The sequence below is a fragment of the Streptococcus sp. 343_SSPC genome, from assembly GCF_001072385.1.
GTDB lineage: Bacteria > Bacillota > Bacilli > Lactobacillales > Streptococcaceae > Streptococcus.
This window is the reverse complement of record NZ_JVKU01000018.1, coordinates 63,019-76,773: the sequence shown is the minus strand read 5'-3', so window position 1 is coordinate 76,773 and position 13,755 is coordinate 63,019. Positions and strand designations below refer to the sequence as shown.

The window sequence follows — 13,755 nt, the reverse complement described above, 5'->3', positions numbered from 1 at the left end:
TTATTTATCCTTCATTATATCAAATTTTTCAGCATTCTTTTATCCAAAAGCGTGCTTTTTCTGTTATAATGTTAAGGTGTAAAAAAACAAGGGGAGGCACCATGAAACAGGTCTTTTTATCGACAACGACTGAATTTAAAGAAATAGAGACACTGGAACCCGGTAGCTGGATCAACCTTGTCAATCCTTCCCAAAGTGAATCGATGGAAATCGCCTCTGCTTTTAACATCGATATTGCCGACTTACGGGCACCGCTCGATGCGGAAGAAATGTCCCGTATGACCATCGAAGATGAATATACCTTGATCATCGTAGACGTTCCCATCAAGGAAGAGCGGAACAATCAGACCTACTATGTCACCATCCCTTTGGGAATTATCCTAACAGAAGAGGCTATCATCACCACTTGCTTGGAAGAGTTGCCTCTCCTAGACACCTTTATCAATCGTCGCTTGCGGAATTTCTATACCTTCATGCGATCCCGCTTCATCTTCCAGATCCTTTATCGCAATGCGGAGCTCTACTTGACCGCACTTCGTACCCTGGATCGTAAGAGTGAACAGATTGAAAGTCAACTGCACAAATCAACGCGTAATGAAGAGCTGATTGAGCTGATGGAATTAGAAAAAACCATCGTCTACTTTAAGGCCTCTCTGAAAACCAATGAGCGCGTAATCAAGAAATTGACCAGTGCCACCAGCAACATCAAGAAATACCTGGAAGACGAGGATCTGTTGGAAGATACCTTGATCGAGACTCAACAGGCCATTGAGATGGCAGATATTTATGGAAACATTCTCCACTCTATGACCGATACCTTCGCATCGATCATCTCCAACAACCAGAACAATATCATGAAAACCTTGGCCATGGTGACCATCGTCATGTCCATCCCAACCATGATCTTCTCAGCCTATGGCATGAACTTTAAAAACAATGATCTCCCCCTCAACGGAGAACCTAATGCTTTCTGGCTCATTATCTTTATTGCCTTTGCCATGACCGGATCGCTCGTTGTCTACCTCATCCATAAAAAATGGTTCTAACACCTACTAATAACACTAAGGAGTATTTATGTCTCAATTTGATTTGACCCAATTAAGTAAAAAAAATCAAGAATTCGTTCGCATCGCTAAACACCAATTGATTGAAAACGGCAAAACAGAAGAAGAGGCTACTAGCCTGATTGAAGAAATTCTTCCAGCTATCTTTGAAAACCAACCAAAAGGAGTAACAGCGCGAACTCTCTTTGGAGCGCCAACTGCTTGGGCCAATGCTTTTAGTGATAAAGAACGCTACGAAAAAGAGCATCCAAAAGAGAATGATGCTCCTCATCTCATGATCACAGATTCTTTCCTTCTTGTCTTTGGTCTCTTTGCTGCCATTTCAGCCTTCATGAACTTATTTGCTCCTCAGGGAACCACTTATGGACTCCTCACATTGACTCTTGGTAGCTTGGCTGGTGGGGTTGTGCTCTATTTGATGTATTACTACTTCTACCAATACTACGAAGTTTCTAAACGTGGAATGAAACGGCCTGCTTTAACCAAGTCACTTCCTATCCTAATGTTGGCGATGATCCTTTGGGTTGTGATTCTCATGGTCACTGCTTTGCTCCCACAATTCCTCAATCCGCGTGTACCAAACTGGTTCATGCTCTTACTCGGTGGTGGTGCTCTTCTCCTCCGCTACTATTTGAAGAAAAAATACAATATCAAGAGCGCCAATACAGCACCTCAACGACGCTAAAAAGAAACGGATGAAGTTTTCATCCGTTTTTGTTTTACTGTATTTCCCTGTTCAATCTTTTTGAAAAATAGAGGACTAAGTCATCATTGTTTTCACAAGAACTGTAAGGGTCCAAGGGCTGATCCCTAAACCAAACTCCAGATCCATCTGGGATATAGTCCCGTTTGACATACAGTCTTTGAGCTGGGCCATAACCCGAGTGTAAACCAACCCCTAAAGTGACAATCTCTGATAGTAGCCGGACTCTTTTTTCCGCCTCTTCTAAGAGTTGATTCCCAATTCCTCGATTTCTAAATGGCTCAAAAACATTAAAATCAGATAGTTCAGGATAGACTCCCACGAAAGGGCCGTGCTTGGCAGCAGGCAATATAGTGATATAGCCTGCCACAAATCCATCCGACTCAGCTACTAATATGTCTCTCTTTCCGTTCTCCTGATCCTGAAAATAGCTGGCCAAGATATCCTCTCTACCCGGCCACCCTTGGTGGATAAAGGCTTGAGAGATGTGCTCAATATCTGCCTTTATCATCCTCCTGATGATTACACCTTCCTTCATGTTGCGCTCCTTGATACCTTTCTCCCCATCATTATAGCATAATTAGAGCTTGGGAAAGGTCAAAGAGCTTCACACGGACCTAACTCACTATCACATTTCTATGCTAGCAAAAAAAATCCAAAAGGGTCTGAAAAAGAGGTCCACTGGACCTGAAAAAAAGACCCGTAAGGGTCTTAATTCGCTTTCTTGTTTTCAAGCTCATGAAAAAGAGGTCCACCCGGACCTCAACTCGCTATCCAATTTCCAGGCTCGTGAAAAAAAGACCCGTAAGGGTCTTTTCTTTAATCTTCGTTTACGAAAGGCATCAAAGCCATTACGCGAGCGCGTTTGATAGCTGTTGTTACTTTACGTTGGTTCTTCGCTGAAGTTCCAGTTACACGACGAGGAAGGATTTTCCCACGTTCTGAAACGAAACGGCTAAGAAGCTCAGTATCTTTGTAATCAACATATTCAATTTTGTTTGCTGCGATGTAATCAACTTTTTTACGGCGTTTGAATCCGCCACGACGTTGTTGAGCCATGTTTATTTCTCCTTTATAGTTTTAATTCGTTAAACCCATTCTTAGAATGGTAGATCGTCATCCGAGATGTCCATTGGATTAGCTCCGAATGGATTGTCATCACGTCCAAAGTTTGGTGTTGCGTTTGATGGTTCAGATCCTCCAAAGCTTGGAGCTGCATTTCCTGCAAATCCTCCAGCTGAAGCATAACCACCACCTGCTTGTCCTTCACGATTCGCGCGGCTTTCCAACAATTGGAAGCTGTCCGCTACGACTTCAGTGACATAAACACGTTGACCTTGCTGATTCTCATAATTACGAGTCTGGATACGACCTGTAATCCCAACTAAGGCACCCTTTTTAGCCCAATTCGCTAAATTTTCAGCTTGTTGACGCCAAATCACACAGTTGATAAAGTCCGCATCTCGTTCACCATTTTGGTTTTTAAAATTACGGTTAACCGCGAGTGAGAATGTCGCAACAGCCTGATTTTGAGGGGTATAACGAAGCTCAGCATCTCGAGTCATACGACCTACAAGTACAACATTGTTAATCATTAGTCACCTTCTTTATTCGTTAGGGCTTACGCGTCAACTTTTACGATCATGTGACGAAGAATGTCACCGTTGATTTTTGAAAGACGGTCGAACTCGTTAAGAGCTGCATCGTCGTTCGCTTCAACGTTTACGATGTGGTAAAGTCCTTCACGGAAATCTTGGATTTCGTATGCAAGACGACGTTTTTCCCAATCTTTTGATTCAACAACAGTTGCACCGTTGTCAGTCAAGATAGAGTCAAAGCGTGCTACCAAAGCGTTTTTAGCTTCTTCTTCAATGTTTGGACGAATAATATAAAGAATTTCGTATTTAGCCATTGATATGTTCCTCCTTTTGGTCTAATGACCCCAAGTCTTTGCAAGGGGTAAGTGAGGTTTGCTCACAAGAAACTATTATACCAGACTTTGGGATAGAAGGCAAGTAAAAATACCTTCTCTACATTCTTTTCGAAAAGTTTTATTTTTCTTCTATTATTTTCTCTCCTTTTTTACAACAAGGAAATCTCTCCCTTTCCTTAAAGAAAACTGATATCAGTTAGCTTTAAGAAAGGGCCGTTATACTACCTTCATCACAAACAAGAAACGAGGAACGCTTATGAATTATTTAGTCATCCCCGCTTATCAACCCGATCAAAAACTTCTCAAACTGGTAAATAAACTGAGAGAAAAATGTAACTTCTCCATTATCGTTGTGGACGATGGTAGTTCTGAGGACTGCCAAGCGATTTTTGAAAAATTAGACGGACTAGCTACAGTCCTTCACCACGAAACCAACCTTGGAAAAGGAGGGGCGCTCAAAACAGCTTACACCTACATTCAAGAGCAAGGGCAATATGGAACAGTCATCACCGCTGATGCTGATGGTCAACATAAGGTTTGGGACGTCTTCCGCGTAGCCAATCAATCACAAGAAAATCCGAACCAATTGGTTCTAGGGGCACGCGCCTTTTCAGGCAAGGTTCCTTTGCGTTCTGCTTTTGGAAATAAATTGACCCGCTTCTTGTTCAAGCAACAAACAGGGGTCTCTGTGACAGATACGCAGACTGGCCTTCGAGCCTTTACAACCAACATGATCCCCTTTATGTTAGATATCGAGGGACAACGGTATGAGTACGAAATGAATGTGCTCCTCGCAGCTAGCAAGGCCTTTCCCATCTTGGAAGTTCCGATTGAAACAGTCTATATCAATGACAATGAAGGGTCCCACTTCCGTCCTATTCGCGACGGCCTCATGATCTACAAGGACATGTTCAAGTTTGCCCTCTCTTCCCTGAGTAGCTTTATCGTGGATTACCTGGTCTATGCCTTCTTCCTTTTCGTGATGATGGCTGTGCCGATTAGTCTTCGGATCCTCCTTGCCAACGGGATCGCTCGTGTGGCCAGCTCCATCTTTAACTACTCGACCAACAAACGTCTAGTCTTTAAGAACAAAGACAGTGTCGCTAAAACCGGAAGTGGTTACTTGGGACTTGCGATTGGACTCTTTATTCTCGATACCCTCTTGATTCGACTCTTCTATACAAGCTTTGGTCTCCATTTGCTCCTCAGCAAAGTGATCGTCGGACTCTTGCTCTTCGTCGTCTCATGGTTGATTCAGAAAAAAATCATTTTCAAGGAAAGGACTGCACCTACTCATGAAATTCTTTAAAAAATCGTATACCTATGCTACTTGTTTCGGCATCCTGCTAACAAGCTCCTTCAGCTATTCTATGCTCAAGACCTTTGTCTTATCCGATGCTATCCAAACAGTCAAAGCTACGACCACTGATACCAAGGCAGCTGAACAAGCTGCAGCTTCTGCGACAACGACCGATACCAGTTACTCCGATGACAATATCCAGGTGAGCCTGACAGAAAAAACAGTTGAAAACACCCAAGTTTACATTGCAGATATTACGCTTAGCTCCTCAGACTATCTCAAGACGGCTCTAGCCCAAAATACCTATGGAACAAACGTGACGGCTAAGACTTCCGTCACTGCAGCTGAGAACAATGCTATTCTAGCCGTCAACGGAGACTACTATGGAGCTAATAGCACCGGCTATGTCATCCGAAATGGAGTGGTCTACCGCGATACGGTTCGCGAAGACTCTAGCAATGGCGACTTAGCGATTTATAAAGATGGTTCCTTCAAGGTTATCTACGAAGATGAAATCTCTGCGGATCAGTTGGTCAAAGACGGGGTTGTTAATCTCCTTGTCTTCGGACCTTCCTTGGTTGAAGATGGAGAAATTACTGTCGATACGAACTCAGAGGTGGGACAATCCATGGCGTCTAATCCACGTACTGCGATTGGGATCATCGATGAAAACCACTACATCATTGTCGTATCGGACGGCCGGACTTCAGAGAGTGAAGGTCTTTCTCTCTACCAATTAGCGGAAGTGATGAAATCGTATGGCGTCAAAACAGCCTACAACCTAGACGGGGGTGGATCTTCTACACTTTACTTCAATGGCCAAGTTATTAACAAACCAACAACAAATGGTACTATCTCAGAAAGGGCGGTGAGTGACATTGTCTACATCGGTTACTAATCCTATCAAACAACGGTTGAAAAAGACCATCCTCTGGTACAGTCTGATTTCAGCTTTCTTCTTCGTCGGTAGTCGCATCTACGAACACTTTAGTTTTGGCGAAACCTCTGCCTTCATGCACTACCTTTTCTTGATTCCTTTGATCGGCGGCATCCTGCTAGTGGCTCTGCAACTAGTGGTAAAAGGCCTTTCTCGACTCACTCTCAATCTTTGGAACTCAGCAGTTGCTACGGCAACTGCGGGGGCCCTCTACCGAGGTATTGTTAACCTCTCTGGTCGTTCAACAACTCTCGACCAACCCTACTATTATGTTGCAGGGATCTTCCTAGCCCTCGCCCTCATCAGCCTCTTCTTTATCCGCAGTGTTTGGATGGAGAAAACAGCTTAAAACATTCAAAACGTCCGTTTCTAAAATTAAACGGACGTTTTTTTGATTAACCTAATACATGAACGACTTAATCTTGCCGTTTTTTACTTGCTACAAAACCTGCCAAAGCTAGTGAGGTCATGCCAAAGAGGCTAAGGACTGTTGAAGCCAATTCATCTTGACCTGTTTTTGGAAGACCAGTTGCTGATGTAGCAGCTACTTCTGCTTGACCACCTGTATGATAGGTAACAGCGACTGGTTTGTTTGTTGCAACTTCTTTCGTTTCAGGTGTAGTTGGTTGAGCTAGGGTAACTGGGCCTTTGGATACCGCTGGTTGGACAGGCGTCACTGGAGTTTCCGGTATCTCTAGTGTCGGATTTTCTGGTTGAATCCATGGTTCCACAATCGCTCCACTATGCACCTCTGGGTTTGGCTTGATAACGTCTTTGACCAAAGAAAGAAGGTGGAAATTGATTTGATTGCTCACTTCATAAAGGAAATCATTTTCCGATGCACGATAACCTGCTGGGAGATCTACATGGACACGATAGGAGCCGTTCATCAACATAGTCTCAAAGCGTTTCAAATCATAGATACTTTGTGGGAGAAGGCGACTGATACCATCATTCCCCACCACTTTTATGACTGTTCCTGTCGGAACCGGCTGATCAAATCCAATAGTGAGTTTGTTTTCATCTAAATAATGGAAGGCAAAGGTCACTTTCGGATGTGGATTTTCGGCTGAAACCGTCACCTTCTTCACTAGTTCTGTTCCCCAATCATAATGGTAATCAGACAAGGTGATTTTCACTGTATAAGTGCCAAAAGGTAATTCTGGGAAGGTGCCAGCATTGTAGGACGCATTGAACTCTCCTTCTACTACACGGCCTTGGTCATCCACTACTTGGTAACGAACGACGGATGGATAATACGAAATGACTTCTCCACTGCTATCCGTGAAGAGCACCTCCAAGGTGCCCTTTTCAGCCCTTGGTTTTCCAGATTCTGTCTCACTTGGTTGTTTATCTGAACCGGTTTCATTCGTCGGAGTCGTTGCCTCTACTTTCTTTCCTTCGATGTCCATCTCAGTGGTATTGTAGACCTTATCCCAGATGGTATATCGAACAGTAGAAGGGTCCACCCCTTCCGGAAGCAGATAGCTACCGTCTTCTTGGGGTTCCAAAGCCACTGTTTCCCCATCTTTGACGTAGGACAGATAAGTCCCTGCTAGTCCACTACCAGTTTCGATCACCTTACCTGGTCGGAAAATCCGTGTTGCTGGATCGTACTGAGCACTTCCAGACTCGATGCTTGGAGTCGTATTGTCAATCTTAACCTTGAAGTTAAGCTCTTGTTGCTTGGCCCCTGAAGCAGTTGGACGGTAGGTAATCACAAATTGGTATTCTCCATCTGGTAATTGCTTGCCGTCTTTGTCCAAACCTTCCCAAGAGATTTCATAAAACTCTTCGCTACGATTCCCAATCCGGTAACTCCAGTCTGTCTTACGGTGGACTTCATTTCCGACCTCGTAAATCGGGTTAGTACGAGCTGTGTCCTCCTTCTTGTAAACTGATAGGTGGACATTTTCAACATTGCGAAGCATGACGGCTTTAACCTTGATGCTATCAAAGCTGGAATCACTGTTTGGAGAGAAGTAAAGTTGGTCCCCATCAAAGCGATCCCCATCCTGGCCAAGAGTTTTGGCTACGGATTCCCCATTTTCATAGACATAACTAATCAAAGAGGTAAAGTGATTGTCTGGATGACGCTCTGGCGTTTCTGGGACCTTTTCATCTGGATAATCGGTCTTGTCCTTGTAGTAGTAAAACGGCTTGTCGCTGCCTGTGTATTCGTAGATTGGCTTTTCAATGCCCCGCAGATTTTGGTACTCTCCATGGAAGCCAACATAAGGGAGGCTGACCAGATGTTTTTGGTTGCTGGCATCTTTGACCAGTACAAACCCTTCTAAGAAATAACCATTTGGCATTTGCTTGCTGAGCTCTTCCTTGTACTTGCTCGCATCAACCGTTATATGGATGGTCCGCTGACCATTGGCTGGAACAGTAATGGTTTCCTTGCCATCTATGGTTTCTAATAGACGAGGATGGAGGGTGAATTTGCCATCTTGAACTTGATCTGTCTGAAGGGTCGTTTCATAACGAACAGACTTCTCTTGATTGGAAAGATTGTGGATGGTCACGTCAAACTCAAAAGTATCTGTGACATTACCTAGTGTCAGACTACTTTTAGCATCTTTCGCCGTTACATAGAGATCACCTAGAGCTGCAGCTGTGACATCCATGACCCCTGCTCCTTGCTGACGAACAGAGGAATAGGCATGTGTTTCCTCATCCACATGCGGGACAGCTGTACTCATGGTCATCTGTTTGACAAGAACTTGTAACTGTTCTGGACTGAGATGAGGGAAGCGCTCCTTCAGGGCTTGTTTCACCAGTGCAGTGGCACCTGCCGCGTGAGGAGATGCCATACTGGTCCCCCTATCCATATAGTACTCTCCATTATTAACAGATGAGTAGATCATCCCTCCTGGAAGAGTGACATCCGGTTTGAGGTCGCCATCAGCTGACAGCCCCCAAGAGGAGAAGTCGGATAATTGATTGGCTGCGTCGTACGGCACCCGTTTGAATTTGTTGGCAATATGGAGCTGGTAGTCCTGGGCATGTTGTGCTAGGACACTTCCAGCATCGTGGCCAATAACCCCAACTGGGAATCGTTCCCCCAGCCCTTCTAAGTCAAAGCTTACAGGATTATTGCCCTGCTCCTTAGTCTGGTAGAAGATCACCCCTGTAGCACCAGCTCTTTTGAGCTCTTTGACCTTATCCACATCCGAAACTTCGCCACCTCGCTCCGTAAGGACTAAGTGCCCATTGATACTATCAGCTTGGTAGTGGTCGATCCCTCCCTTTTCCACATGGAGATAGCTTTGAGGGATGGTCGTCCGAAAGGCATCGCGTTCCACAAAGGAGTGCATCGGAATTTTGCCATCTGGGAAGTCTTTCGAACCTTTTAAGGCTTCTACGGTCAGGCTTGCTTCTGCCGACTCATGCTTGGTCAGACTATTAATCGAAGCGACTGAGATGACATTTGGGTTGACGGATGGGGTTCCTGTCATCCCATAATCCGGTGTGCTTGCAAGTGGTTTGCTGTGCCAGAAGCCATTGGTCGCCATATTGGTAGAGGCAACTGTAATGGTCACTCCCGCCTTTCTCGCTGCCTCAAAGGCCTGGCGCGTGATTTCTCCCACATCATAAATCGAGCCTGATGCGGTTCCCAAACTCATGTTGATGGAATCAGCCCCTAATTTGACGGCGTCTTCCACTGCCTTGGTATAGATGAAATTTTGCACCTGACCGCCCTTGGTGTCTGAGAAAACACGCAAAAACATAAGCTGGGCTTCGGGAGCGACACCTCGGATAATCTCACCATTTGGGGATGGTTGAGAGGCATTTCCCACAGCGGTTCCAGCTACGTGGGCACCGTGAGAGATTGGATCATCTTCTTTAACATTGTCATCCATATCACTATAGTTGTGAACGTAGACGACTTTATTGTTGTACCATTTACCGTAAGTGATGCCGGCCTTTTTCTTAGCCTCTTCAATTTCCGCTTCACTCTTGTACTTGGCCTTGCTGATATCTGTCAGACGGAAAATATCGTGGGCAGGGTCGACCCCCGAATCGATGACCGCTACAACCTGACCTTGACCCTTAATCCCCTTATCCCAGAGTGGCTGTAAATTGATCAGACTATTTTCTTCACTGACCTTGGTCGTAGTTGAAGTCGGTGATGCAGGAGCAGGCTGGTTTTCCTCCACTCTAGTCCGACCTAGTGGAGCATAATCTAGGGCATCTACACGCGCTAGTCCCCGAATCTTTTTAGCATCTCCATAAGTCGTCTCTAGAGCCAGTCCATTAAAGAGCAAATTAACGTCATACAATTTTTTGAACTGAATGGATTGCTTTTCGAGTTCTTTCAAAAATTGTTCATGGTCTTGGTTGGTTTGTTCGATACGTGCTTCTTTTGAGACTGGTGATGATTCTCCAACCCCATCAGAAACTTTTTCTTTCAGACGAACTAGGACCTCGACTGGACTTGAATCCTCTAGAGTTTCTTTCGTTACTTCCTTGGGAGTGTCCGTCGTAGCAAGCTCAGGATTAGCTGTTGGACTTGCCATAACAGAAGCTGATAAGGTCTTCTCTTCTTTTGGTTTCTCATTTGAAGGATCGCTAGTAGCTGAAGAGGTAGTTTGTGGTTGCTTGGTTTGGTCCTTACCATCAGTCTTGGCTTGCTCTTGTGAGGAAGACTCCTCTTTAACTGTATCAGTTGCATGAGCTCCGTCCGAGCCTTTGTCCTGTCCGACTGTCGGACTCACCTCTTGACTTCCTTCTTTCACTACAAGAGCGGGTGTATCTGCCTGCCCTTCCTGCTCCTGGGCTGAAACAGTCACCCCACAAAAAAAGCATCCGACAAGTACCGATACTAAGCCGACTGCATATTTTCGTAAAGAAAAACGTTGTTGTCTGTCGCTTCCCATAAACAGACCTCCTTTATATTTTGTAAGCGGTTTCCGCACCTATATTTTAGTCCTTATCTTATGCAAAGTCAATGCAATCTAGCAAAATCTAAAAAAATATACTATCTTATTGATTTTGTCAGATTTCTCTATCCATTATTGAAGAATCTTTTCTTGCCAAGGGGAATTCCTCAGACAAAGTTTCTTTCATTAAAAAGGTACAAAAAAAAGAAACCAGAATAACTTCTGATTTCTTTTGGAATAAACTTATTTATTTATGTTTTCCCATTTCCAGTTGTGTACTTCTGGAATATCATCACCATGTTCACGGATGTAAGCATTGTGGAAGGCAATTGTTTCGTCCATTTGAGCTGCGAATTCAGCTGCTTCTGCTCCAAGAGCTGCATTGGCTGCATCTTGTGCCAAGTGGAAGCGATCCAATTCAGACATGACACGCATATCGAATGGTGTTGTGATATCTCCGTTTTCACGGTAACCATGTACACGAAGGTTATGGTTGTGACGGTTGAAGAAGATGTCACGGATCATGCCTTCATAACCGTGGAAGGCAAAGATCACAGGTTTATCAGTTGTGAAGACTTTGTCGAACTCTTCATCTGAAAGTCCACGCGCATCGACGGATGGGTGACGCAATTTCAAGATATCTACCACATTGACAAAGCGGATCTTCAATTCTGGGAAGGCCTTGTGCAAGATTGTAATAGCTGCAAGAGCTTCAAGGTTTGGCTCTGTACCTGCAGCTGCAATGACAAGATCTGGATCTTCATCTGCTGAAACAGTTGATGCCCAATCGATCACCTTGTATCCTTCACGAACCAATTCCTCTGCTTCATCAGCTGAGTAGAATTGAGGACGTGGGTGTTTAGAAGAAACGATCAAGTTAATCATATCTTCTGCCTTGAAGGCTTGGTCCATCACCGCAAGCAACGTATTCGTATCTGCTGGCAAGTACTCACGGATATATTCTGGAGTTTTTTCTGCCAAGTGAGTCAAGATACCTGGATCTTGGTGAGTGTAGCCATTGTGATCTTGTTGGAAAACAGTTGAAGTCGCAATCAAGTTCAAGGCAGGGTAGTTTTTACGCCATGTCGTGTGAGTCTTCGATTTACGCAACCATTTGAAGTGTTGAGTAATCATAGAGTCCACGACACGAAGGAATGATTCGTAAGAAGCGAAGAATCCGTGACGACCTGTCAAGACATATCCTTCGAGCATACCTTCTGCTTGGTGCTCTGACAATTGAGAGTCAATAACACGTCCAGCAGGGCTCAAAGCTTCATCGTAGTCTGGTTTCGTACGTCCTAACCATTGACGGCTTGTACGAGTGAAGACTTCTTGAAGACGGTTTGATTTAGTTTCATCTGGTCCAAAGATACGGAAGTTATGTGGGTTCGCATCCACAAGATCTGCTGCATACTTACCAAACTCGATCATATCTTGGGCCATGATAGCCCCTGGTGTTTCAATCTTGAAGGCATGTTTCTTCCAATCAGCAGTGTCCATTGGTTCGATGACACCTGCGTTTGTGATTGGGTTCATAGCCATGCGACGGTCACCTTTTGGTGCAATTTCGGCAATTTCAGGAAGCAATTTACCAGTTTCGTCGAACAATTCAGCTGGACGGTAAGATTCCAACCATGAAAGAAGGGCATCTACATGCTCCATGTGGTGAGCATCTACTGGGATTGGAACTTGGTGCGCACGGAATCCACCCTCGATTGGTGTACCTTCCCAAGCTTTTGGTCCAGTCCAACCTTTAGGAATACGAGCAATCAAGACAGGATATACTGGTTGAGTTGCTTCTTCTGCAGAACCTTTACGAGCTTCTGATTGGACTTTCTTGATTTCTTCAATCGCTTCGTCTAATTTTTCTGCAAACAAAGCATGAGCTGCTTCGTGGTCGTCAGAAATAGCCGTTACGTCTGCAAAGATTGGTTTCCATCCAAGACCTTCAAAGAAGAGGGCCAATTCTTCGTCTGTTTTGCGTTCAAAGATCGTTGGGTTGTGAATCTTCCCACCGTTGAGGTAGAAGATTGGAAGAACAGCACCATCGTTAACTGGGTTCAAGAAGGTATTGGCCAACCAACCAGCCATCAATGGACCAGTTTCTCCTTCGCCATCACCGATTACGGTTGCAGCAATCACATCTGGATTGTCCAAAACAGCTCCAGCTGCGTGAGAAAGAGCATAACCAAGTTCTCCACCTTCGTGGATAGATCCTGGTGTTTCAGGCGCCGCGTGAGAGGCAATCCCTCCTGGGAATGAGAAGATTTTACATAGGTGTTTAAATCCTTCTTCATTTTGTGGGATATTTGGATTCAATTCTGTGTAAGAACCATCTAAGTAAGAGTTGGACACCATAACTTGTCCACCATGACCTGGTCCTTCAATGTAGAACATATCCAAGTCGTATTTGTTGATGGCACGGTTCAAGTGAGCATAGATAAAGTTTTGTCCTGGTACAGTTCCCCAGTGTCCGATTGGGTGAGCCTTCAAGTCGTTTTCAACCACTTCACGTTTCAATAATGGGTTGTCTTTCAAGTACATTTGAGCAGCCGAAATGTAGTTGGCTGCACGCCACCACGCATCCACTTTATCCAAGTAAGCTTTGCTGTTAAAATCAACAGTCATATTGTCTCCTCTCAAATTCTAGCTATGATTCTGATGAATTAGAATCCAGTGCAAGTATTTAGGTTATAAACATCCTGTTTCATTCATATGAAGACAGAACGAACGCGAACCAAATTTTAATTCAATTCTTTTCTATTCTATCAATAATTTAGCTTTTTGTATATAGAAAAAATTAAAAAAAATATAGTTTTTTATAAAAAGTTGCAAATCTCTTCTAAAATCAAAGCATTTTTCAATCATTTTACAAACAGCTTTCTGCTTAGACCACTTAAAAAGCCTTTGAAATCAGCTATCTATAAATCCC

11 protein-coding genes are annotated in these 13,755 nt (G+C 44.2%); 5 read left to right on the top strand and 6 right to left on the bottom strand.

Features of this window, described 5'->3' with window-relative positions; genetic code table 11:
• Positions 1-101: 101 nt before the first annotated feature.
• Together ADH27_RS05725 and ADH27_RS05720 are read left to right on the top strand one after the other, a co-directional pair.
• The gene (locus ADH27_RS05725) at positions 102-1,046 is read left to right on the top strand and encodes a magnesium transporter CorA family protein (protein WP_006597173.1); all 945 of its coding nucleotides are present in this window, start codon (positions 102-104) and stop codon (positions 1,044-1,046) included.
• Between the two features lie 28 nt (positions 1,047-1,074).
• Complete coding sequence (locus tag ADH27_RS05720) at positions 1,075-1,749, top strand: DUF1129 family protein (RefSeq protein WP_048716414.1); 675 nt, start codon at positions 1,075-1,077, stop codon at positions 1,747-1,749.
• Between the two features lie 34 nt (positions 1,750-1,783).
• Here the strand turns inward: ADH27_RS05720 and ADH27_RS05715 are convergent, their stop codons facing one another.
• The 4 genes from ADH27_RS05715 to rpsF form a co-directional block, all read right to left on the bottom strand.
• Positions 1,784-2,305, bottom strand: a complete 522-nt coding sequence (locus ADH27_RS05715) for a GNAT family N-acetyltransferase (protein WP_048716413.1) — start codon at positions 2,303-2,305, stop codon at positions 1,784-1,786.
• A 281-nt stretch (positions 2,306-2,586) separates the two neighbouring features.
• Complete coding sequence (gene rpsR, locus ADH27_RS05710) at positions 2,587-2,826, bottom strand: 30S ribosomal protein S18 (protein WP_000068664.1); 240 nt, start codon at positions 2,824-2,826, stop codon at positions 2,587-2,589.
• 41 nt (positions 2,827-2,867) lie between these two features.
• A complete protein-coding gene (locus ADH27_RS05705) occupies positions 2,868-3,362 on the bottom strand; it encodes a single-stranded DNA-binding protein (protein ID WP_006595680.1) in 495 nt (164 codons plus the stop codon).
• 26 nt (positions 3,363-3,388) lie between these two features.
• On the bottom strand, positions 3,389-3,679 hold the full coding sequence (gene rpsF / locus ADH27_RS05700) for a 30S ribosomal protein S6 (protein WP_006595679.1): 291 nt from the start codon (positions 3,677-3,679) through the stop codon (positions 3,389-3,391).
• Between the two features lie 277 nt (positions 3,680-3,956).
• Here rpsF and ADH27_RS05695 point away from each other — a divergent pair, with 277 nt between their 5' ends.
• The 3 genes from ADH27_RS05695 to ADH27_RS05685 are packed head-to-tail and all read left to right on the top strand — an operon-like array spanning position 3,957 to position 6,286.
• The gene (locus ADH27_RS05695) at positions 3,957-5,009 is read left to right on the top strand and encodes a bifunctional glycosyltransferase family 2/GtrA family protein (protein ID WP_048716408.1); all 1,053 of its coding nucleotides are present in this window, start codon (positions 3,957-3,959) and stop codon (positions 5,007-5,009) included.
• Positions 4,996-5,898 (top strand): phosphodiester glycosidase family protein, encoded by a 903-nt coding sequence (locus ADH27_RS05690; RefSeq protein ID WP_048716406.1) that lies wholly within the window; start codon positions 4,996-4,998, stop codon positions 5,896-5,898. Before ADH27_RS05695 ends, ADH27_RS05690 begins: the two co-directional genes overlap by 14 nt.
• Positions 5,879-6,286 carry a hypothetical protein gene (locus ADH27_RS05685; protein WP_048716595.1) on the top strand — a complete coding sequence of 136 codons (408 nt, stop codon included), beginning with the start codon at positions 5,879-5,881 and terminating at the stop codon, positions 6,284-6,286. Before ADH27_RS05690 ends, ADH27_RS05685 begins: the two co-directional genes overlap by 20 nt.
• Positions 6,287-6,353: 67 nt before the next feature.
• On the opposite strand, the gene ADH27_RS05680 is transcribed toward ADH27_RS05685, so the two are convergent.
• The gene (locus ADH27_RS05680; protein WP_048716404.1) at positions 6,354-10,820 is read right to left on the bottom strand and encodes an SGO_0316/SGO_0317 family LPXTG-anchored serine peptidase; all 4,467 of its coding nucleotides are present in this window, start codon (positions 10,818-10,820) and stop codon (positions 6,354-6,356) included.
• Positions 10,821-11,066: 246 nt separating this feature from the next.
• Positions 11,067-13,451: a phosphoketolase family protein gene (locus ADH27_RS05675; RefSeq protein ID WP_048716402.1), complete on the bottom strand. Its 2,385-nt coding sequence runs from the start codon at positions 13,449-13,451 to the stop codon at positions 11,067-11,069.
• Between the last annotated feature and the right edge of the window lie 304 nt (positions 13,452-13,755).